The sequence below is a fragment of the Sphingomonas sp. genome (genome assembly GCF_042095875.1).
Taxonomy (GTDB): Bacteria; Pseudomonadota; Alphaproteobacteria; order Sphingomonadales; family Sphingomonadaceae; genus Sphingomonas.
Map to the genome: position 1 here is coordinate 94,682 of NZ_JBELMJ010000004.1, position 20,469 is coordinate 115,150.

General features: G+C 70.3%; 18 protein-coding genes. 2 read left to right on the top strand and 16 right to left on the bottom strand.

The genetic code is table 11. The annotated features are described in order from the left end of the window. The first annotated feature begins 248 nt into the window (after window positions 1–248). Window positions 249–650: a CBS domain-containing protein gene (locus tag ACFDS6_RS02830; RefSeq protein ID WP_375270591.1), complete on the top strand. Its 402-nt coding sequence runs from the start codon at window positions 249–251 to the stop codon at window positions 648–650. Here ACFDS6_RS02830 and ACFDS6_RS02835 read toward each other — a convergent pair. Genes ACFDS6_RS02835 through ACFDS6_RS02845 form a run of 3 tightly spaced genes read right to left on the bottom strand, consistent with a single transcriptional unit; the run spans window position 637 to window position 3,589 of the window. Beyond that, window positions 637–1,254, bottom strand: a complete 618-nt coding sequence (locus tag ACFDS6_RS02835; protein ID WP_375270592.1) for a DUF533 domain-containing protein — start codon at window positions 1,252–1,254, stop codon at window positions 637–639. The genes ACFDS6_RS02830 and ACFDS6_RS02835 overlap by 14 nt on opposite strands. Then, window positions 1,251–1,625: a response regulator gene (locus tag ACFDS6_RS02840; RefSeq protein WP_375270593.1), complete on the bottom strand. Its 375-nt coding sequence runs from the start codon at window positions 1,623–1,625 to the stop codon at window positions 1,251–1,253. The genes ACFDS6_RS02835 and ACFDS6_RS02840 overlap by 4 nt, the downstream gene beginning before the upstream one ends. Continuing rightward, window positions 1,625–3,589, bottom strand: coding sequence for an ATP-binding protein (locus ACFDS6_RS02845; protein ID WP_375270594.1), 1,965 nt, complete (start codon window positions 3,587–3,589; stop codon window positions 1,625–1,627). The genes ACFDS6_RS02840 and ACFDS6_RS02845 overlap by 1 nt, the downstream gene beginning before the upstream one ends. Window positions 3,590–3,789: 200 nt before the next feature. On the opposite strand from ACFDS6_RS02845, the gene ACFDS6_RS02850 reads away from it, so the two are divergent. Next, the gene (locus ACFDS6_RS02850; RefSeq protein WP_375270595.1) at window positions 3,790–5,550 is read left to right on the top strand and encodes an SLC13 family permease; all 1,761 of its coding nucleotides are present in this window, start codon (window positions 3,790–3,792) and stop codon (window positions 5,548–5,550) included. Here ACFDS6_RS02850 and ACFDS6_RS02855 read toward each other — a convergent pair. From ACFDS6_RS02855 to ACFDS6_RS02915, 13 genes are all read right to left on the bottom strand, one after another. Further along, the gene (locus ACFDS6_RS02855; protein WP_375270596.1) at window positions 5,491–6,246 is read right to left on the bottom strand and encodes a PIG-L deacetylase family protein; all 756 of its coding nucleotides are present in this window, start codon (window positions 6,244–6,246) and stop codon (window positions 5,491–5,493) included. The two genes, ACFDS6_RS02850 and ACFDS6_RS02855, sit on opposite strands and share 60 nt — an antisense overlap. 10 nt (window positions 6,247–6,256) lie before the next feature. Beyond that, entirely contained in the window at window positions 6,257–7,465 is a 1,209-nt protein-coding gene (locus ACFDS6_RS02860) for a glycosyltransferase family 4 protein (protein WP_375270597.1), read from the bottom strand. Window positions 7,466–7,472: 7 nt separating this feature from the next. After that, window positions 7,473–8,303, bottom strand: a complete 831-nt coding sequence (locus ACFDS6_RS02865; protein WP_375270598.1) for a sugar phosphate isomerase/epimerase family protein — start codon at window positions 8,301–8,303, stop codon at window positions 7,473–7,475. Continuing rightward, window positions 8,300–9,787 carry a YcaO-like family protein gene (locus ACFDS6_RS02870; protein WP_375270599.1) on the bottom strand — a complete coding sequence of 496 codons (1,488 nt, stop codon included), beginning with the start codon at window positions 9,785–9,787 and terminating at the stop codon, window positions 8,300–8,302. The genes ACFDS6_RS02865 and ACFDS6_RS02870 overlap by 4 nt, the downstream gene beginning before the upstream one ends. Beyond that, the gene (locus ACFDS6_RS02875; RefSeq protein WP_375270600.1) at window positions 9,784–10,599 is read right to left on the bottom strand and encodes a hypothetical protein; all 816 of its coding nucleotides are present in this window, start codon (window positions 10,597–10,599) and stop codon (window positions 9,784–9,786) included. Before ACFDS6_RS02875 ends, ACFDS6_RS02870 begins: the two co-directional genes overlap by 4 nt. After that, a complete protein-coding gene (locus tag ACFDS6_RS02880) occupies window positions 10,590–11,597 on the bottom strand; it encodes a Gfo/Idh/MocA family protein (RefSeq protein WP_375270601.1) in 1,008 nt (335 codons plus the stop codon). The genes ACFDS6_RS02875 and ACFDS6_RS02880 overlap by 10 nt, the downstream gene beginning before the upstream one ends. Next, window positions 11,597–12,724: a class I SAM-dependent methyltransferase gene (locus ACFDS6_RS02885; RefSeq protein ID WP_375270602.1), complete on the bottom strand. Its 1,128-nt coding sequence runs from the start codon at window positions 12,722–12,724 to the stop codon at window positions 11,597–11,599. Before ACFDS6_RS02885 ends, ACFDS6_RS02880 begins: the two co-directional genes overlap by 1 nt. After that, entirely contained in the window at window positions 12,721–13,653 is a 933-nt protein-coding gene (locus ACFDS6_RS02890; RefSeq protein ID WP_375270603.1) for a hypothetical protein, read from the bottom strand. Before ACFDS6_RS02890 ends, ACFDS6_RS02885 begins: the two co-directional genes overlap by 4 nt. Beyond that, entirely contained in the window at window positions 13,650–14,828 is a 1,179-nt protein-coding gene (locus ACFDS6_RS02895) for an inositol-3-phosphate synthase (RefSeq protein ID WP_375270604.1), read from the bottom strand. The genes ACFDS6_RS02890 and ACFDS6_RS02895 overlap by 4 nt, the downstream gene beginning before the upstream one ends. A gap of 151 nt (window positions 14,829–14,979) precedes the next feature. Beyond that, window positions 14,980–15,738, bottom strand: a complete 759-nt coding sequence (locus ACFDS6_RS02900) for a Crp/Fnr family transcriptional regulator (RefSeq protein WP_375270605.1) — start codon at window positions 15,736–15,738, stop codon at window positions 14,980–14,982. A gap of 124 nt (window positions 15,739–15,862) precedes the next feature. Beyond that, complete coding sequence (locus tag ACFDS6_RS02905; RefSeq protein ID WP_375270606.1) at window positions 15,863–17,389, bottom strand: MFS transporter; 1,527 nt, start codon at window positions 17,387–17,389, stop codon at window positions 15,863–15,865. 187 nt (window positions 17,390–17,576) lie between these two features. Further along, entirely contained in the window at window positions 17,577–19,229 is a 1,653-nt protein-coding gene (locus tag ACFDS6_RS02910; RefSeq protein WP_375270607.1) for a long-chain-fatty-acid--CoA ligase, read from the bottom strand. Then, the gene (locus ACFDS6_RS02915) at window positions 19,229–20,410 is read right to left on the bottom strand and encodes an acyl-CoA dehydrogenase family protein (RefSeq protein ID WP_375270608.1); all 1,182 of its coding nucleotides are present in this window, start codon (window positions 20,408–20,410) and stop codon (window positions 19,229–19,231) included. Before ACFDS6_RS02915 ends, ACFDS6_RS02910 begins: the two co-directional genes overlap by 1 nt. Window positions 20,411–20,469: the final 59 nt, after the last annotated feature.

Sequence of the window (20,469 nt, forward strand, 5' to 3'; positions counted from 1 at the left end):
TCGAGCCCCCTCGTCACTGACACGCGCCAAACCGGCTCGTGCAGAACCGCTTCAGCCGGAGAAAACGTCATCGCGCAGCCGCCGTTCCTCGTGCATTACAAATTATTGCTGGCGATTGGCGTTGCCCGGTCGTCTGCCACCGACAGCCCGCGTACCAATCAGCCGACGAGAGCCGGCACCTCTTGCCGCCACGACGCGTTGAAGGCGCCGATACGACCAGGGGACGACGATTGCAGGTAAGCGAGGTGATGAGCCGCGACGTCGAGTTCGCCGCGGCCGGCGACACGGCACAGGAGGCCGCGACGCTGATGGGCGAGATCGACGTCGGCGCACTTCCCGTGGGCGACGCGCGCCGCACGCTCGGCGTCGTCACCGCGCGCGATCTGGTGCTGCGCCTCTGCGCCGCCGGTCGCGATCCTGCCACCACGCCAGTGACCGAGGTGATGACCCTCGACGTCCATCACTGCCGCGCCGACGACGCGGTCGAAACCGCGCTCGACGTGATGGCGAGCCGCCAGGTCCGGCGCCTGCTGGTGCGCGACGAACATGACGCGGTGGTCGGCTGGGTGACGCTGTCGGATATCTCGCGCCGGCTACTGATCGACAGCGGCACGATCCGCACCGCGCTCGACGAACTCAGCGGGCGGTAGCGGGCGCGCCGGCCAGCGTGTCGACATCGTGGTCGAGGCGGATACGCACGTCGCCCGCCAGCCCGAGCCGCACCGCCAGATAGTCGAGATACGCGCGGCAGGTGGGCTCGTCGCGGCGGATCACCCAGGCGGACACGGCGTAGAAGCGCTCGGCCGTGGGCGCGTCCGACACCTGGCGGACCAGCGCCTCGATCGACGGCGGCTCCACCAGCTCCGCCAGCAGCGTCGCGACGCGGTCGGCGGGGATCACGCTCGCGTGGGCGCGCTCCTCCAATCGTTCCAGCTCGTCCGCCGCGACCCCGCCGTCGGCGTGCCCCGCCGCCGCCATCGCGCGGATCAGCAGCGTCGCGCGTTCCTCGTCGAGCCCCGACAGATCGGTCGGGCGGATCGGCATCAGTTGTGACCGATTGCTCAGGTGCGCGCCCAGCAGCTTGACCGCGAGCGCCGCGTCGATCGCCAGCCGGCGCTCGTCCTGTGCCGCCGGGCGCTCGCGCGGCGGCGCGTCGCGATCCGCAACCGGCGCGCGCTGGCGTTCCGCTACATCCATCACCCAGTCGGGCGACCCCACGCCGTCGGGCGCGTCGGCGAGTGCCTCCCGGCTCACGCGGCGGTGCCGACCAGCGCCGCGTCGATCTGTTCGAGCAGGCGCGAGAAGTCGATCGGCTTGGGATGGTAATCGGTGCAGCCCGCTTCCAGCGCCTTGTCGCGGTCGCCGATCAGCGCGTGCGCGGTCAGCGCGATCACCGGCAGCGCGCGCGTTTCCTTGATCCCGCGCAGTTCGCGCACCGCCGAATAGCCGTCGAGCACCGGCAGGTTCACGTCCATCATCACCAGGTCATATCCGCCGCCCCGCGCCGCCTCGACACCCGCGCGCCCGTCGTGCGCCAGGTCAACCTCGTGCCCCTTGCGACGCAGGCGCCGCGACAGGAAATCCCAGATCTCCTCGTGATCCTCGACCAGCAACAGCTTCGCCATCATTCAACGTCCTTCAACCCGGCGAGCAGCGTGCGCAGCTCGTCCGCGAGGCCCGCCGCATCGGCGGCCTCCACCAATTCCACGTCGGCAGCCTGCACCGCGCGCCGCGGCGGCGGCGTGCTGCCGTCCGACAGCGCGATGATCGGCACGCTCGCCCCCAGCGCGCGCCTGATCGCGGGCAGGTCGCACAAACGGTCGGTGTCGCTGCCGACGTCGAGCACCAGCAGGTCCATATCCGCCGCCGCCAGCCCGTCCGTGCTGTCGACCTGCCGGATCGTCCAGCCTTCCGCGCTCGCCGCCGCGGCCACGGTCATCGCCGTCGCGTCGTCGGAGCCGACCAGCACCGCGCGCCGCGGATCGCCGCCGCGGTAGCGATCGAGCACCGTCTTCAACCGCCGCCAGTCGATCGGCTTGGCCAGATGCTCGACCGCCCCCATCGACAGCGACAGGCCGCGTTCCGGACTGACCGTCACCATCACCACCGGCACGTCGGCGAGCGCGGGGTCGGCCTTCAGCGTCTCCAGCACCGCCCAGCCGTCCATGCGCGGCATCATCACGTCGAGCATGATCGCCGCCGGGCGCCGGGCACGCGCCGCGCGCAACCCCGCCTCGCCGTCGGGCGCGGTGACCACCGCCAGTCCCTCGCGGCGCAGGAACCGCTCCATCAGCTCGCGCATCGGCTGCTCGTCGTCGATGACCAGGATCGGCGCGGGACCGTCCAGGGTCGCGTGGACGAGGTCGGGCGCAGGCGGCGCTTGGTCCAGCGCGTCCGCGACCGTCAGCGTGAACGTCGACCCCTGCCCCTCCTCGCTCTCGACGCCGACCGTGCCGCCCAGCCGTTCCGCGAAGGCGCGCGTGATCGCTAGGCCCAGCCCGCTGCCGCCGAACTTGCGCGTGACCGAACTGTCCGCCTGTACGAAACGCTCGAACAACCGGTCGCGCTGTTCCGGCGTCATGCCGATGCCTGTGTCGGCGACCACGAAGACCAGCCGGTCGGGCTCGCGCCGCGCGCGCACGGTCACCGTGCCGCCCTCGGTGAACTTGGCCGCATTGCCGACCAGGTTGAACAGGCATTGCCGCAATTTGGTCAGGTCGGTGCGCGCGACACCCAGCGGTTTCGCCACGTCGATCACCAACATGTTCCCATTCCGCCGAACCAGCGGCTCGGCGGTGTCGGCGATGCCGCGGATCAGTTCGTCCAGGTCGACTTCCTCGACGTGCAGCTCGTCTCGTCCAGCCTCGATCTTCGACAGGTCGAGCACCGCGTTGACGAGCTCGAGCAGGTGGCGCGCGTTGGCGGTGATCTTGCCCAGATCGGCGCGCAGCTCGTCGGGCGGCACGTCGTCCAGATCATCTTCCAGCATCTCGGCGTAGCCGATCACCGCCGACAGCGGGGTACGCAACTCGTGACTCATGTTGGCGATGAACTGGCTCTTGGCGAGTGCCGCCTCCTCGGCGCGCACCTTGGCCGCCGCGAGCGCGCGCTCGTTCTCCTTGCGCGCGGTGATCTCGAAATGGATGCCGACCCACTCGACGACGTCACCGCGCTCGTCGCGGACCGGCGCGGCGCGGGCCTGCATGTCGACGTAGACGCCGTCGTGACGCCGGATGCGGTGCTCGAGCTGGTAGACGCCGCCCTGCTCCGCCGCGCGCCGCCACGCCGCGATCGTCGCGGCGCGGTCGTCCGGGTGCACCGCGGCGAGCCAGCCCTCGCCGCGGATGTCGGCGAGCGTCTGACCGGTGAAATCGGCCCATCCCGCCTGCTCGTCGTGGAACTCGCCGTCCGCCTCGGTGACCCACACGATCGCCGCCGTCGCGTCGATCAGCGAGCGGTAGCGCGCCTCGCTCTCCCGCCGCTCGCGCTCCGCGCGCCGTGCCGCCAGCGCCGCCTCCGCGCCGCTGCGCAGCCGCTCGCGCGTCAGATAGGCGGCTGACAGCGCCCCGACGGTAGCGGTGGCGCCCAATATCGTTCGCCATGATCGCCTGGTCGCGGGCTCGCTTCGTTCATCCACGACGCCACAACGCGCCAGCACGGCCTCGTTCCCCCGTCCGCCATGTCAGGCACGTGACGTTAGGGCGATGGCCTCTCGGCCGCGGAACGCCGACCGCGGCGTCGTCGTTGTGTGGCCGCGGACGGGGCGGTCCCGATCGGGGAGGCACCGGGATGAGTTGGCAGCAGATCGCTTCGTTCGCGATCATCGGCAGCGTGGTCGGCCTGCTGATCTGGGACCGGCTGCGCTACGACGTGGTCGCCGTGCTGGCGCTGCTCGCCACCGTGCTGATGGGGCTGGTGTCGGCGAAGCAGGCGTTCGAGGGGTTCGCCGACGACATCGTCATCATCATTGCGTCCGCATTGATGGTTAGTGCCGGCATCGCGCGCTCGGGCATCGTCGACGTGGTGGTGCGACCGTTTGCCGCGCGGGCGACCACGCCGGGGCGGCAGATACTGGGGCTGGGCGGCACGGTGGCGGTGCTGTCGGCGATGATGAAGAACATCGGCGCGCTCGCCATCTTCATGCCAGTGGCGGCGCAATTGTCGCGGCGCCACGGCACGCGCGTGTCGTCCGTGCTGATGCCAATGTCGTTCGCCAGCCTGCTGGGCGGGTTGATGACGCTGGTCGGCACCTCGCCCAACCTCGTGGTCAGCCGCGTACGCCAGGACTTGGGTGGCGAGCCGTTCGGCATGTTCGATTACCTGCCGGTGGGGCTCGGGCTGACGCTGGCGGGCATGGTCTTCCTGACGGTCGGCTGGCGGCTCTTGCCCAAGGACCGGCAGGGCACGCGATCGGCGGAGGACAGCTTCTCGGTTGAGGACTACGTGTCCGAACTCCGCTTCGCCGCCAACTCCCCCTTCGTCGGGCGCACAGTGGCCGACCTGGAGCAACTGGCCGAAGGCGACGCGCGCGTGATCGGCCTGGTGCGTGAGCAGTATCGCCGGCTCGTCCCCGACACCGACTGGGCGCTGCACGCGGGCGACGTCATGCTGATCGAGGGCGACGCACCCGCGATTCAGCGGCTGGTGATCGGGGGCGACCTGGAACCCGCCGACGCGCGCGAGGGCGACGGCGGGCAGCTCGCCATTGCGGAAGCGGTGATCCAGAAGGGATCGCCGCTGATCAATGCCAGCGCGGCGAGCGCGCGCTTGGCCGATCGTTTCGGATTGGCCGTGGTCGCGGTCAGCCGCGGCGGCTATCGCCTGCGTCGCCGCCTGCGCCGCGTGACGCTGCGCGAGGGCGACCTGCTGCTGCTGCGCGGCGCCGAACAGGGCTTGTCCGACCGGCTGACCACCGCCGGCCTGTTCCCGCTCGCCGAACGGCGGCTGCAGATCGGCAAGCGCCGGCCGATCTGGGTGCCCGCGACGATCCTGGCCGCGACGGTGATCGCGCTGGCGGCGCAGATCGTGCCGGTCGCCATCGCCTTTCTCAGTGCGGCGACGGCGATGATCGTCACCGGCGTGCTGAAGCCCGAGGAGGCCTATGACGCGGTCGAGTGGCCGATCCTGGTGCTGATCGGCGCGCTGATCCCCGTTTCCGGCACGCTCGAGTCGACCGGCGGGACCGCGATCATCGCCTCCGGCCTGTCGAGCGTGGCATCGCACCTGCCACCGTTCGCGGTGGTCGCGATGATTATCGCGGCCGCGATGGCGGTGACGCCGTTCCTCAACAATGCGGCGACCGTGCTGGTCATGGCGCCGATCGGCGCGACCATGGCCGAACAGCTCGGCATGCGCCCCGACGCGTTCCTGATGGCGGTGGCGGTCGGCGCCGGCAGCGACTTCCTCACGCCGATCGGCCATCAGTGCAACACGCTGGTCATGGCACCGGGCGGGTACCGGTTCGGCGACTATGCGCGTCTGGGCGTCCCGTTATCGCTGCTGATCCTCGTGCTCGGCACGGCGCTGATCATGTACTTCTGGCCGATATGACGGGGTGGCGGGCGCCGCGTAGAGCCGCTCTGTTACGACCAGGTCGTTCGCCGCTTCCATCGCGGCTACGGAGCCGAACTGGAACGACAGCTGCGAGCGATATGCCGCGCACATCCCGATGCGTGCCGCGCGGTCCTGCGGGCTGAGGACGTGTTCGATCGCGGGCGCGTCGCTCGGCCGCGACCGTGCGCGGGTGAGATAGGGCCAATCCTCCCACAACAGCACCGCGTCGCTGATCGAGGTCAGCGCATCGCGCACCAGCCAGTGATCGACGTGATCGCCGATCGCGAGTGGCCCCAGCAGCAGGTCGGGTGCGAGCGCGGCGACCTGCTCGGCCAGCGCGGCGGTGAGCGGCGCCAGCATCGCGTCGTCGTCGCGCCGCGCCGCGAACAGTTCGGGCGCGCTCGCGTAGCCGCGGTGCGGCGCTTCCAGCAGCGGCAGATGGACCGCCTGCGTGCCGATCACCGCGCACGCCGCCACATCCTCGGCGCGGCGCAGCGCCATGTAATCGACCTCCGGCCCGAGCCCCTTGTCGAACTGGCACGCGAGCGCGAAGCCGGTCGGCTGCGCGACATTGCCGGTGAAGCAGGTGACGATCGTCACGCGGCCCCCCGCCCGCGCGTGCGCGGCGAGCAGGCCGCCGACCGAGAAGGCGGCGTCGTCCAGGTGCGGCGATATCGCGACGATATGCGTCATATCGGGCGCGTCACAGCAGGTGCGGCTCGGCGCGGAAGCGGCATGGCGCGATCGGGATGTGCGTGTCGATGCCGGTCGCGGGGCGGGTGCCGCGCAGTTCCTCGTAGATGCCCGCGATCTGCCGGCCGACCGCGTGCCAGCTGTACACGCGGCGGCACTCGGCGAGCCCGGCGGCGGCGAGACGCTCGCGCAGCGCGGCGTCGATGACCAACCGCGACATCGCGGCGGTGAGCGCGGGCACGTCGCCCGGCTCGACCAGCAGGCCGTTCTCCCCGTCGCGGATGCAGTCGGTCACGCCGACCGCGCGGCACGACAGCACCGCCTGCCCGCTCGCCATCGCCTCCAGAATCGTGTTGGAGAAACCCTCGGCATAGGTCGGTGACACGAACACGTCGTGGTCGCGGTAGCGCTCGGGCACGCTGTCGTACTCGGCGTAGCCGGTGAAGGTGACGCGGTCGGACAGGTCGAGTTCGCTTGCGAGCGCGTGCGCGGCCTCTACGTCGGGGCCGATGCCCGAAATCGTGCAGTGCCACCTGCCCGCGACTCCCGGTAGTGCGTGTAGCAGGTCGAGCACGCCTTTGCGGCGATCGACGCGACCGTGATAGAAGAAGCGCACGGCGCCGTCGTCGGTGCGCTCACCCGGCGTGAAGCGATCGGTGTCGACCGCGCCCGGCACGATGGTGAAGCGCTCCATCGGCGTGCCGAGCCGGTCGTGCACCTCCTGCGCGAAGCTCTTGCCGCCGATCAGCAGCGCGCCGGCGTGGTCGAGCACGCGCTCCATTGCGATGCGGTGCGTGTCGCAGCACGAGCCGACCCAGTGGCCGTCGCCGCCCTGGATCGAGACGACGCACGGCACGCCCAACCGCTCGGCCGCGAGCAGGGTCGCCCAGCCGGTCGGATAGCCGTATTGCGCGTGTAGAATATCGAACGGCGCGCGCGCGTGCTCGGCGACGATCGTGTCGTTTATCGCGTCGATGTCGCGTTCGAAATTGCCGCTCGCCTGCTCACCGATTGCCTCCAGCCCGATCACGCGGACGCCCTCCACGCACGGGGGCGGGCCGCCGCCGTAGACCTTGGCGCGCGCGGGATCGCCGTAATATTGGCTGACCATCGTCACGTCGTGGCCCTGCGCCACTAGCTGCCGCAGCAGGTTGATCGCGTAGATCGACATGCCCGAGATCGCCGGGAAGAAGCGGCGCGAGACGAAGCACACCCTCATCGGACGCTCACCGGGCGAGGTTCCTGAGATAGTCGATCGACTCCGGGATGGCGGCGTGCGCGCGCGGGCTCTCGCGCGACAGTTCCACGCAGACGAGGCGTGAGAAGCCGATCTCGTCCAGCGCGTTCAGCACCGTCGGCATGTCCATGTCGCCCTGCCCGAACGGCAGGTGCGTGTGGTCGCCGCGACGCATGTCCTCGATCGCGACGGTGCCGAGGCGGGGCGCGTAGCGGCGGATCGCGTCGGTGGGCTCGATATCCTCGGTGACGAGGCAGTGGCCGGTATCGAGCGCGAGCCGCAGCCGCGGGTGACGCGCGGCGAGCGTGTCGTAGTCGGCAACAGTCTCGATCAGCATCCCGGGTTCGGGCTCAAAACTCGCGTCTACGCCGACCGCCTCGGCGTGGTCGAGCACCTGCTCCAACCCCTCGTCCATCCACCTGCGCGCCTCGGCATGATCGACGCCCGCCTGCGGCACGCCGGCCCAGAACGACACCGTCTCGCTTTGGAGCCAGGCGGCGACATCGAGCGCGCGGTTTAGAAAGGCGACGCGGCGCGCGCGGCCCTTCGCGTCGGGGGTGACGAGCGTGGGCTCGTGCTTCTGGCGCGGGTCGAGCAGGTAACGCGCGCCGGTCTCGATGACGCTGCCGAGGCCGAGGTCGCCGAGCAGGCGCGCGACGCGGTCGCATTCCTGCTCCCACGTATCGGCGAACGGATCGAGGTGGTGATGGTCGAGCGTCAGCGCGACGCCGGCGTAACCCGCGTCCGCGATCAGCCGCAGCGCGTCGTCGAGCCGGTGGTTGGCAGCGCCGTTGGTGTTGTAGGCGTAGCGCAGGGTCATGCCTCGCTCTTCCAGGCGACGTGGTGTGCCTCGGGCTCGCGGTACAAGGGATAGAGCGGACCGACGAGCCGGTCCGCCGCCTCGGTGTCGAACAGCGGGTGACCGAGCCGCTCGGCATCGGCCTCGGGCAGGCGGATGCGCTGCAACGCCGCGCCTTCCTCGCCGAACTGGATCAGCGGTGAGTCCATCGCGAGCAGCTTCTCGGCGTTGCGCGTGCCGATGCGGTAGTAGCTCATCGTCTCGACCTCCATGCCGGGCACGATCACCTTGACCACGGTGACCGAGCGGTCGGCCGGCGCCATGTCGACGTAGAGCACGTCGAACCCTGCCGCCCCGACCGCGGCGCGTGCGGTCGCGGCGCGCGCGTGACCATCGGGCGCGCGCTGCGACGGCAGGTTGGAAAAGCGGTGCGACGACCGGTCGGACAGCACGTTGTCGGCGAGCCAGCCGCGCAGTTCGCCCGCACTACGCCCGGTCCAGTCGCGCATCGCGTCGAATGCGCGGCGGTCGCTCGACTTCGCAGCACCACCCGCCTGCGCCATGAAGCGTTCGACATAACCCTCAGGAGCGACCTGCGCGACGAGGTCCGCCGGGCCGTGCGCGAACGCCTTGCGCGCGCGGCTGGCGGCGAACTCGGTCAGGCATTTGTCGAGTGCGGCGGCGCGGTCGGCGTGGCACGCCTCGCCGCAGGCGGTGACCATGATCGGCGCGGCCGGCTCGCCGCGCTCGTCGACGCCGGCGCAATAGAGATTGGGCAGGCCGTACTGGTCGGTCGCGAACTTCGGGATCGCGCGGATGCCGGCGGCGTCGAAGCGGTCGAGGATCGCGCGGGTCGAGGCGGGCAGGTCGCCGTCGAGCTCCAGCGTCACACCGCGGTCCAGCGCACGGAACAGCAGGCCGTTGCCGTCGCGCTGCAGGATTTCGCACAGACCGTGGCCGATTGCCCAGTCGAGGTCGGGGCCGGCGCCCATGCCATTTGAAATGATCGTCGTGAATGGCTGGTAGCCGGGGGAGAGCTCCTTCGAGGAATAGGCGGCGAGGTCGATCGGCACTAGTACGGTCGAGCCGTCGCGCCAGCGCTTCGCCTCGACCCACTCGAGCACCGTGTCGTGGTCGACCGGCGAGCCGGCGGGCAGGCAGAGCGTGAACGGGTCGGCGACAGCGTGCGCGCCCAGGCTGCGCGCGAGCTCGGCGTAGCTGCCGCGCGTCTTGGTGCGCGCGCCGAGCGTCAGCGTCGGCCACACCATTTCGGCGATCTCGCCCAATCCGCCGAGCACCGCCGCCTCGTCGGTCGCGCCGTAGCCGACGCCGTAGGGCATGATCCCCGACAGCGCCGCGTCCTCGGGGAACAAGGCCACGACCCACACCGGTAGCCCGAGCCGATCGAGCGGGTGGATCGGAAAGGCGACCACATCGCCCTTGGGGAACGCGTCTAGGTAGCGACGCGCGGCGTCACCGAGGCCGCTGGGAAGGCCGCTATTCACAGGCTGATCCGCCGCACGCCGGGCGCGCGCGCGAGGCCGTCGTCGAGCGCAGCGAGCGCGACCGCTCGGCCAACCTCGGGCGCGTACTCGAACGGGGTCAGCACCGCGTCGAAGTCGAGCGGCGCGATGACGTCGCGGTAGCGACGAAGCTCGGCGTGGGTCAGCGGAATATCCTTGTGAAAGGCCTTGTGGCTGGAAATCGCGTGGGAGTGGCCGTCGGCATCCTGGTCGATCTTGAACATGTCGCCGCAGAACAGGCGTCGGCCGGGCGCGTCGTGGAGTGCGGCCTGTCCCTCGTAATGCCCGCCGACGTGATGGAGCGTGTAGCCGGGCGCGAGCTCCAGCGCGTCATCGTAGGGCATGGTGACGCGGAACGCCTTGGTCATGCGAAGGTCGTCGCGCTGGATCGCGACCACGGCGGGGTCGAAGCGGCGCTGAAGCTGGAACAGCGCGCCATATCCGTGCGCGTGGCTGGCGGCGAGGAAGGCGATGCCGCCGAGCGCCGCAATCCGATCGAGCATCGCCTCGGTGTAAAAGGGCGCGGCCTCGAAAGCGATATTGCCGCCGTCGCGGGCGATCAGCCAGCCGGTGCCGGCGAGCCCCAGCGCGGGACTGGTGGTGAACGCCCATAACCCCGGCGCGACCTCGCGCGCGGAGCCGTCGTGGGTGGCCGCGACCTCCGCCTCGGGCAGGAAGTGCCAACCGTCCTCGGGCAAGTCGTTACGCACGTCGGTGCAGACGGGGCAGTCGGGCGGCGCGAAATGCTTCTGCCAGAAGCCGCAATTAGCGCAGGCGAACCAGCTCAGAGCCATCGGCGAGCCTCCGTATAGGCGCGGTCGAACAGCCGCATGAGTGCCAGGTCGCGCGTCATCGAGAAATCGTGCGGCTCGCCCCGCGCCGCCGCCATGAACGCGGCGGCCTGCGCGGCGAAGGGCGAGGTGGCGGTGTCGAACGGCACGGCGCGCTCCTCGCCACTCTGCGCGCAACGGCGCATCAGCGTACCGCCCGCGGTCTGCCCCATCGTGTCGGTCGCGACCAGCAGGCCGCGCTCGCCGAGCACCTCCAGCCGTCGCCTGGGCAGCACCTCTGCGCAATTGTACGCCACGTGGCTCTGGAACAGCACCCCCGAGGCGGTGCGGCCCGACAGCATCCCGCCGTCGTCGACCGGGTAATCGTGGATGCGGCGCTGGAGCTGGATCGACAGGTCGGTGAGCGGTTCGCAGAGCAGCCGTTCGGACAGGTCGAGCCCGTGGAGCGCGAGGTCGATCACCGCCCCGCCCCCTGCCCTGATCGGGTCGGCGCGCCAATTATCGTGTGCGCCGCCGGCGGGCGTCCAGGCCGGGTCGACCCAGCACGCGTAGACGATCCTGACCGCGACCGGGCGCCCGATGTCACCCGCGGCGATCGCGTCCGCCATCGCCGCGTGCGCGGGATGGTGCCGCTGGTCGAAGGCGGTGCCGTAGAGCGTAGGCCCGAGCGATGCCGCCATCGCCTCGACCTGCTCGATCGTCGCCGCGATCGGCTTCTCGCACAGCACGGGCACGCCTGCGGCGGCGCAGGCAGCCACCGGGCCTGAGTGCGCGTCATTGGGCGTCGCGACGTAGACGAGGTCGCACGCGTCCGACGCCAGCATCGCCCCGGCATCGGCAAATGCGGCGAGCCCCGCCGCCTCGGCACGCGCGCGCGAGGCGGGCGACGGATCGGCGATGGCGGTTACCGTGCTACCTGCCGCCGCGATGCCCGGCGCCATGTAGTCGCGCGCGACCCAGCCGTAGCCGACGATCCCCCAGCGCGGCGCGTCCGCCGACATCACCAGCGCTCCGGCAGGTCGACCTTGCGACGCAGGCGTGCGTCGTCAGGGTCGAACGGCAGCGCCTCGTCGGGAAGTGCCCAGAAGCAACCGGCGGCATATTCGTCGCGGTAGCGCGGCGACGGCCAGTAGACCTCGTCATCGTCGCCGAGCAGCGGATTGCGACGCAGCGTCGCGTCACGGGGCGGCATCGCGACGCCGCCGGTGATCGCGCGCGGCTCACCGGCGCCCTCGACCAGCGACCAGGCCTCGATCACCGGATCGTCGCGCCAGTCGGTGGTCGGCGGAGCGGCGCCCTTCATCAGCGCGCAGAGCAGCGCGCGCTCGTCATGGACCTGCGCGGTCGGGAACAGCGCGCGCCACTCCGCCCCGTTTCGCGCCGGCCCCTTGGCACCACCCGCAACGCCCGCGTTGTGGAGGTGGCTGACCGCGAGCACGCCGCCTTCCGCGGTCGCGGCGCGCAGCCGCTGCGCAACGCGCGGCTGATCGGGCAGGAAGTAGAAAGCGTCGTGGCACATCACGAGGTCGAAGCGCTGGTCGGCGATCGGCCACGCGGCGGCGGCATCGAACACGACGTAATCGGCGTCCGGCGCGACCCAGTTCTTCGCCAGCCAGCATTTGGCGAACACCACGTCGGCGCCAAGGCACGCCACCCCGGCACGCGTCAGGTCGCGCAGGTAATGGCCGATCCCGCAGGCGAGCTCGAACGCGGTCGCGGGCGCCCTCCAATGCGCCTCAAGCAGTGCGAGCCCGGCGAGATAGGTCGGATCGCTCCAGCGGTAGGCGAAGTAATCCGCCACCGGCCCCTTCCGCAGCAGCGCCATGGCTTGGCGCAGGTTGAGCGTCTCGCGCTCCCGCACCAGCCGCTTCAACTCGGTCAGGTCGGTTGCGGGACCGGTCCACCACGCGTCCTGATCGGTCAGCAGCGCGACCAAAGCGTCGTCGGGGCAACCCGCGTCGAGGTGATCGAGCGCGACCGCGACGAGCCCCTCGCTCTCGGTACGCAGGTACGGGATGCCGTCGACCACCGGCCAGCGCTCACCGAGGGCGGCGAGCGAGTGCGGCGTGTCGTGGACGAGCACGCGCCCGGTCAGCGGCGAGCGCCAGCGGCTCGCCTCCCCGGTCACATCAGCCCCGCGTCGAGTAGGACACGGTCATGGAACGCCTTGACCGGGCCGTCGTGGACAAGGCCATAGTCGCCCAGCACGACCTGCATCGTCAGTCGGGCGGCGCGGGTGTGCTGCTCGATCTCCAGCACGCGGTCGAGCACGTCGGCGACGTGGAAGGCGCGCGCCTCGGGCGTCTCTTCGCCGCCGATCGGGGCGAGCGCGTCGGCGACGGTGCGCGACAGGTCGGGCGCGAGCTCCGCCATGCTCGCCGCGCGCGCGTGCTGGATCGCGGTGTCGAGCGCGTCGCCCAGCAGCATCTCGCCCGAGTAACCGCTGTCGGGCATGTCGGCGTTATGAAAATGGTGCGCCATGCCGGCGAGGAAGACGGGCACCGGATCGGCACCGTGCCACGCGCTAGCCAGCACGCCGTAGACCGCGACCATCAGGCAGTGCTCGGCATGGTTCTCGGGCGGTTGCAGCATGATCCGCGGCTGCCCCGGACAGGTCACGCCCGCGCGCGGTTGTCGCGCGAGCTTGCCGACGAAGGCGGGCGTGTCGCTCAGTGCGGGTCGCCCGAGCGGCAGCGCGGCGCGAAGGCGCGCGTGGAGCGAGGGCGCGACCTGGTCGGCGATCTCGTCGAACGCGCGCTCCAGCACCGCCACCGCCTGATCGCCGATGCCGAGCGCCGTCATCGCCGCCAAGTCGAGATCGCCGAGCCGTGCCGAGACGAGCGCCGACGCGGTGACGCGCATCGTCACCTCGGCCGGATCGTCGCCGCGCACCAGCGCGGCCCAGCCCGCGACGAACAACCGTTCCGCGATCGAGCCGGGCGCGGCGGCCGAGCGGACGCGCTTCAGGTCGCCCAATTCGCGCAGGAACGGCAGGGCAGCCGGGGTCAGTCCCGGCGCCTCGGCCGCGATCATGTCCAGCACCGGCGTGTCGGTCACTCGGCGCGACCGTCCAGCCAATTGTCGAGGATCAACTGCTGCTCGGGCACGCCGTGGACCGGATCATAGTCGCCGCGCGTCTGCGGCAGCTTGAAGAACAGCCCCATCTGCTCCTGCACGCCGCCTTGCCCACGCTGTTGCGCGAGGTCGAGGCAGCGCGCGATCTCGATCGCGAGCGGGGCGGCGAGGATCGAGTCCTTGCACAGGAAATTGAGCTTCAGCTGCATCTTTTGACCCATGAAACCGGTCAAGTCGATGTTGTCCCACGCTTCCTTGTCGTCGCCGCGCGGCTTGTAATAATGAATCATGATGATGTGATCCTCGACCGGGTAGCCGAGTATCTGGTTGAGCACGCTCTTCTTCGTACCCAGCTTAGACTGCAGCGACTTGGGATCGTCGAGTGCGAGGCCGTCCGAATTGCCGAGGATGTTGGTCGAGAACCAGCCGTCGACGTGGAGCGCGCGATCGCGCAGCGCAGGCGCGATCACCGTCTTCATGAACGTCTGCCCGGTCTTGCCGTCCTTGCCCGCGACCGGCACGTTGCGCTCGGCGGCGAACGCGGCGAGCGGCGCGACGTCGGCCGCGACCGAGGGCGTGAAGTTGGCGTAGGGCGTGCCGGAGTCGATCGCGGCATAGGCGTAGAGCATCGCCGGACTGATCGCGGCGTCGTCGGCGTCCAGGCCCTGCTCGAAGGCTTCGCGCGACTGCAACGCACCGTCGTCGCCGGGCTTGCGCTCGGTCGAGGCGAGATTGACGACCACGACGCGGTCGAGCTTTTTCTCGTCCTTGAAGCGGCGCAGGTCGTCCTGGATCTGCTGGATCGCGGCGCGGTGTCCGCCGCCCAGCTTGTTGGTGCCGTCGATGTTGGCGCAGTAACCGGTCGAGCCCGCCGCCTTCCACGGCCGCATCTGATTGAGCACGGCCGCGCCGTCGGTCAATTCCTTGTCGCCGATCACGCCGTGGCGCAGCGCGCACGCGCCCAGCGTCTCATCCGCCAGGTCCCAGCCGCCGAATTCCAGATCGCGGTAGGCGACCATGCCGGCCACGTCGCGGTCGGCGAGCGGCAGCCCGTCGAGGCTGTTCGAGCCCGCCTTGATCATCTCGATCCCCGCGATCGCGGTGGTCGCCACCGCGCCGCCGACGCCGACGATCGCCACGCCCAACCGTTCTGCCATGTATAATCCCCTCCCGCGGCGAAATCGCCCGCTCACGGCACGGTAAAAGGGACAGGTCGCGCCGCGGTTCAGCGAACGATCGAACAATGGTGAGAAAAAACGACGCGCGGTAACATAGATCGTCGAGCCACCCGGTTGCGGGTGACCTATGTCACTGCGCGGTCACTGGGGCCTCGGCACCAACCGGGGGCAGCCAGTCGGTCGCGATCACGCCGTGGCGATCGACGAAGTTGACCAGTTCGGCGAGGCGGTCGACGTCCGTGATGCGGATCAGGCGTCCGTCGCGCTCCACCAGTCCGGTCGCCTCCAGCGCCTTCAGCGAGCGATTGACGTGCGTCTTGGTCAGCCCGACCGCGTCGCCCAGGTCCTTCTGCGTCAGCGGCAGCTCGAACGACGAACCGCGCAGGTCGTCGACGACGCGCAGCCGCGAGCGGACGTCGAGCAAGAGCGTCGCGATACGCGTGAAGCCGTCGGTGCGCCCCATCGAGGTCAGGCGGTCGGCCATCGCCACCTGCTCGGCGGTGGACACCGCGAACAGCATCGCGCCTAGTCGCGGATGGCTGCGGAACAGGCGGCCGAACGCGTCCTTGGGCATCTCGAACAAAGTCGCGTCGTTCACCGCCTGCAACGTCGCGGCGCTGTAGCCCCAGGCGAGCGACAGGGTCGTGGTGACGTCGCCGACGAAGTAGAAGCGCTGAATCTGCCGGTCGCCGTTCGGCAGCTTGACCGAGCCGTGGAGCCAGCCGCTCGACACCACGAACAGGCTGTCGGTGCTCTGCCCCTCGCACAGCACGATCTCGCCCGCGCGGTAGCTGCGTTCGCGCCGTTCGAGGGAGCGCAGCGCCTCGCGCTCGGAGAAGGTCAGGGCGAGATGGTAGGAGAGACGCACTTCGAGCGGGCTGTCGGACATGAGCGGGACTGAACCGATGTGGATGGTCGAGTTGACATAGGTTTAGCGACAATGCCGGCGATTTGAAGCGGGGACATGCGCGGGCGCTGCTCAGCGCCAACGTCGATCGGGCGTGCCGGTTACGTCAGCGCTGGACCCCACCCGAGCGCCGCGGCGCGACATGCCCGCTCAACTGCGCGCCCGCGTCGGGTGCGAAGCGGCGATTCCAGATCGTCGCGGTGGCCGACACCGCCGTCACCACCAGGAACGCGAGCGTGAAGTCGCTCAATTGCGGCCGGTCATGTCCAGACGAGAGCATGCCGACGTGGAGGGAGGCGGCGGCGGCGCAGATACCCAACGATAACATCAACTGCTGGAACGTCGCGTAGAAGCTGGTCGCCGAGCTCATCCGTTCGGGCGGTATCTCGTCGTAGGCGATCGTGTTGTAGGCCGAGAACTGGAACGACATGAAGAAGCCCGACACCATCAGCATCGCGAAGATCAGCGGCACCGGCCAGTCGGGGCGGAACAGCCCGCACACCGCGTAGCCCGCGCTGCCCCCCAGCCCGCCCACGATCAGGCTGCGGCGAAAGCCCCAGCGGCGCAGCACGCGCGGCGCCAGCCCCTTCATCGCCAGCGACCCGATCGCACTCGCGATCGTGATCGCGCCGCTCGCCGCCGCGGTCATGCCGAAGCCGAGCTGGAGCATCATCGGGAGCAGGAATGGCTGCGCGCCCTGCGTGATGCGGGTCAGCGATCCGCCGATCACCGACAGGCGGAACGACGGCACGGCGAGCAGGGTCAGGTCGAGGATCGGCTGCGCGCGGCGTCGCGCGTGCGCGATGTACAGGGCGCTCGACACCAGCCCGATCCCGATCAGCACCAGCGCGGTGGCGATCTCACCCGCCCGGCTGGTCATCTCGAACCCGAACAGCAGGCAGCCGAGCGCGACGCCGGACAATACGAACCCGCGCAGGTCGAACCGCGCCGGGCGCTCCGCGCGCACATCGCCGATGAAGCGCGTGACCAGCGCCACGCCGAGCAGCCCGATCGGCAGGTTGAGGTAGAAGATCCAGCGCCAGTCGAGATAGGTGACGATCGCGCCGCCGACCGGCGGGCCCAGGATCGGGCCGATCAGCGCGGGCATGATCAGCCACGACATCGCCGACACCATGTCCTGCTTGGCGACGCTGCGCAGCAGCACCAGCCGCCCGACCGGGATCATCATCGCGCCGCCCAGACCCTGGAGGAAGCGCGCCGCCATGATGAACGGCAGCGTCGGCGCGACGCCGCACAGCGCGGACCCCGCGACGAAGATCAGGATCGCGGCGCGGAACACCGTGCGCGACCCGAAGCGGTCGGCCATGCGCCCGCTCGCCGGAATGAAGATCGCGAGCGCCAGGAGGTAGGAGGTCAGCGCCGAGCCCATGCTGGTCGCGGGCACGCCGAAATCGCGCGCCATCGTCGGCAGCGCGGTCGACAGGATCGTCGCGTCCATCTGTTCCATGAACAGCGCGCAGGCGATGATCAGCGCGGTGACGCGGTAGTTGCGCGGCGCGAGGAGCGGCTCGCCCGCGGGGATCGCCACCCGCGCGATGCCGTCGGCGGCGGGCAGGATGCCGTCGCGTACCTCACTGTTGATCGAGGCCAGGCCCCGGCGGCGCAATCTCATGACGTGATCCCGGATGCTCGGCCGCCCGCGCGGGCGTGAGGGTCACGGGCGCGCCCGTGACGGCACGTGCCGGCGACCCCGACCGATCGGTTGAGCCTCTCCGTCGCCGACGTCGTGCGCGCCGGCGCGCACCCGATGCGCCTCACCACGCGATTATGCAAATCGCGCGCGGGTCTGCACGCTTCGACTAACTCGCGGCGAGGTCGGGCAGCACGTAGCCGGCCATCCGCTGGCGCAGCAGCTTCTTGTCGATCTTGCCGGTCGCGCCGAGCGGGATCTCGTCCACCACGACGACGTCGTCGGGCATCCACCAGCGCGCGATCTTGCCGTCGAGGAAGGCGAGCAGTTCGGCGCGCCCGCACGCGGCGCCCGCGTGGCACTGGATCAGCAGAATCGGGCGCTCGTCCCATCTCGGGTGCGCGACGCCGATCACCGCGGCGAGCGCGACCTCGGGGTGGCCGACCGCGATGTTCTCGATCTCGATCGAGCTGATCCACTCGCCACCCGACTTGACGATGTCCTTGGCGCGGTCGGTGATCTGCATGTAGCCGGCCGCGTCGATCGTCGACACGTCGCCGGTGTCGAAGAAGCCTTCCTCGTCGAGCACCTCGCCGCCCTCGCCGCCGAAGTAACCGCTGGTGATCGTCGGCCCCTTGATCTTGAGCCGCCCCGACGTGCGGCCATCGTGCGGGAGGCGACGCCCGTCGTCGTCGGTCAGCTTGAGCTCGAGCCCGCAGACGAGACGCCCCTGCATTCCCTTGCGGCGCACCTGCTCGTCATAGGGTTGCTCGAGCACCTCGGGACTGGGGGTCGACAGCGTCGCGAGCGGCGAGGTCTCGGTCATGCCCCAGCCCTGGATCACGTCGACGCCGTAATCGTCCTGGAACGCGCGGATCAGCGCCTCCGGCGGGGCGGAGCCGCCGATCACGACGCGCTTCAACGTCGAGAAGCGCGTGCCGCTGCTACGCAAATAGTGGAGCAGGCCCTGCCACACGGTCGGCACCGCGGCGGAGAAGGTGACGCCCTCGTCCTCGATCAAGCGGTAGATCGACTCGCCGTCCATGCGCGCGCCGGGCAGCACCAGCTTGGCGCCGACCGCGGGGGCGGAATAGACCACGCCCCAGGCGTTGGCATGGTACATCGGCACGATCAGCAGCACCGTGTCGCGCGTCGTCAGCGCGAGCGCGTCGGCCTGGAGCGTCATCATCGTGTGGAGGTAGTTGGAGCGGTGCGAGTAGAGCACGCCCTTCGGATTTCCCGTCGTGCCGGAGGTATAGCACAGCCCGCACGCCAGCCGCTCGTCGAACCCGCCCCAGGTATACTCCGCCGGCTCGTCGGCGATCCAGTCGTCGAACGCGACAGCGGGGTAATCAGTGGCGGGCAGCTCCGCCGCGGCGCACAGGAAGATGACCCGCTCGATCGACGGCGCGGCGGCGAGCAGCGGGCCGACCAGGGCCGCGCACGCCGGATCGGCGATCAGGATGCGGTCGCCCGCGTGGTCGGCGATATAGGCGATCTGCTCCGCGAACAGCCGCGGATTGAGCGTGTGGAGCACCACGCCCATGTTGGTCGCGCCGTACCAGGCGGCGAGGTGGCGCGCGCTGTTCCAGCCCATCGTCGCGACGCGGTCGCCCTGCCCTACGCCGGCGCGCGCGAGCGCGTTCGACACGCGCTTGGCGGTCCGGTGGAGCCAGGAATAATCGAGCCGCGTCAGGCCGCCGTCGCCCTCGCGCGAGACGATCTCGCGCGCGCCGTGCCACGCGGCCGCGTGGTCGAGGAAGCGGTCCACCGTCAGCGGTACGTCCTGCATCAATCCGAACAGCGGCTGCGTCATGGGCATCAACTCTCCTGCGGGCGCTGGCTGTCCCGCCAGTCGCGTTTGATCTTCTTGGCGAGGCTCCACTTGTGGACCTCGGTCGGGCCGTCGTAGATGCGGAAGGCGCGCACCTCGCGGAACACCTGCTCGACGATCGTGTCGCCGGTGACGCCGCTGCCGCCCATCACCTGCACGCAGCGGTCGGCGATGCGCATCAGCGCCTCCGACACCGCGACCTTCGTCATCGAGCTCTCCGCGGTGCCGAGTGCTTGGGTGTCGAGCACGTCGGCGCACCAGTCGATCATCAGCTCGGCCTGCTTCAGGTCGATCACGTTCTCCGCCAGCATGAAGCCGACGCCCTCATGGTCGATCAGCGGCTTGCCGAAGGCGTGGCGGCGGTTGGCGTAGTCGGTCGCGATCTCGTGCGCGCGCTGGCACGAGCCCAGCCAGCGCATGCAGTGGGTCAGCCGCGCAGGCGCCAAGCGGATCTGCGCGAGCTTGAACCCCTCGCCCGGGTTGCCGAGCATCTGGTCGGCGGGGAGGCGCAGGTCAGTGATCCGCACGACAGCGTGGCCGCCCGGCATCGAGCTGTCGATCGTGTCGAGCACGCGCTCGATCGTGATCGCCCCGGCCTCGTAAGCCTCGGGCAGGTCGACGAGGAACATCGTCGCGCCTTCCTCGGCCTTCGCCATGACGATGCCGACGCTGGCTCCTTGCGCACCGGTGATGAACGCCTTGCGCCCGTTCACCACCCAGTGGTTGCCGTCCTGTGTCGCCGTGGTCAGCATCATCGACGGGTCGGAGCCTGCACCGCCGTCCGCCGCCGGCTCGGTCATGAAGAACGCCGAGCGCGCCTCGCCGCTGACGAGGGGGGCGAGAAAGCGCGCCTTCTGCTCCGCGCTCGCCGCGCGGCCGAGCAGGTACATGTTGCCCTCGTCGGGCGCCATCACGTTGACCGCGAGCGGGCCGAGCGGCGACAGCCCCGCGGCGCGCAGCACCTGCGCGGTCTCGCGGTGCGTCAGGTGGCTGCCGTCCGCCAGGATGTGCGGCGTGAGCACGCCCGCCGCGCGCGCGAGGCAGCGCAGTTCCTGCACCAGCTCGTCCGACGGCCCGTGCGCGCCGCAGCGCGGATCGCGCTCGAACGGTGCGACCGTGTCGCGCACGAACGCGGCGACCTTGGTTGCAATTTCGGCTCCGCGGGTCATGACGCGCTCCTGATGGTCGGCACGTTTGCCGTTGTCGCGCCTCCTTGTCCTGTTTCGTT

Coding starts and splice junctions, on each gene's coding strand:
- ACFDS6_RS02830 (WP_375270591.1), top strand. CDS start 249: ATGAGCCGCGACGTCGAGTTCGCCGCGGCCGGCGACACGGCACAGGAG.
- ACFDS6_RS02840 (WP_375270593.1), bottom strand. CDS start 1,625: ATGGCGAAGCTGTTGCTGGTCGAGGATCACGAGGAGATCTGGGATTTC.
- ACFDS6_RS02850 (WP_375270595.1), top strand. CDS start 3,790: ATGAGTTGGCAGCAGATCGCTTCGTTCGCGATCATCGGCAGCGTGGTC.
- ACFDS6_RS02855 (WP_375270596.1), bottom strand. CDS start 6,246: ATGACGCATATCGTCGCGATATCGCCGCACCTGGACGACGCCGCCTTC.
- ACFDS6_RS02860 (WP_375270597.1), bottom strand. CDS start 7,465: ATGAGGGTGTGCTTCGTCTCGCGCCGCTTCTTCCCGGCGATCTCGGGC.
- ACFDS6_RS02865 (WP_375270598.1), bottom strand. CDS start 8,303: ATGACCCTGCGCTACGCCTACAACACCAACGGCGCTGCCAACCACCGG.
- ACFDS6_RS02875 (WP_375270600.1), bottom strand. CDS start 10,599: ATGGCTCTGAGCTGGTTCGCCTGCGCTAATTGCGGCTTCTGGCAGAAG.
- ACFDS6_RS02880 (WP_375270601.1), bottom strand. CDS start 11,597: ATGTCGGCGGACGCGCCGCGCTGGGGGATCGTCGGCTACGGCTGGGTC.
- ACFDS6_RS02895 (WP_375270604.1), bottom strand. CDS start 14,828: ATGGCAGAACGGTTGGGCGTGGCGATCGTCGGCGTCGGCGGCGCGGTG.
- ACFDS6_RS02900 (WP_375270605.1), bottom strand. CDS start 15,738: ATGTCCGACAGCCCGCTCGAAGTGCGTCTCTCCTACCATCTCGCCCTG.
- ACFDS6_RS02905 (WP_375270606.1), bottom strand. CDS start 17,389: ATGAGATTGCGCCGCCGGGGCCTGGCCTCGATCAACAGTGAGGTACGC.
- ACFDS6_RS02910 (WP_375270607.1), bottom strand. CDS start 19,229: ATGCCCATGACGCAGCCGCTGTTCGGATTGATGCAGGACGTACCGCTG.
- ACFDS6_RS02915 (WP_375270608.1), bottom strand. CDS start 20,410: ATGACCCGCGGAGCCGAAATTGCAACCAAGGTCGCCGCGTTCGTGCGC.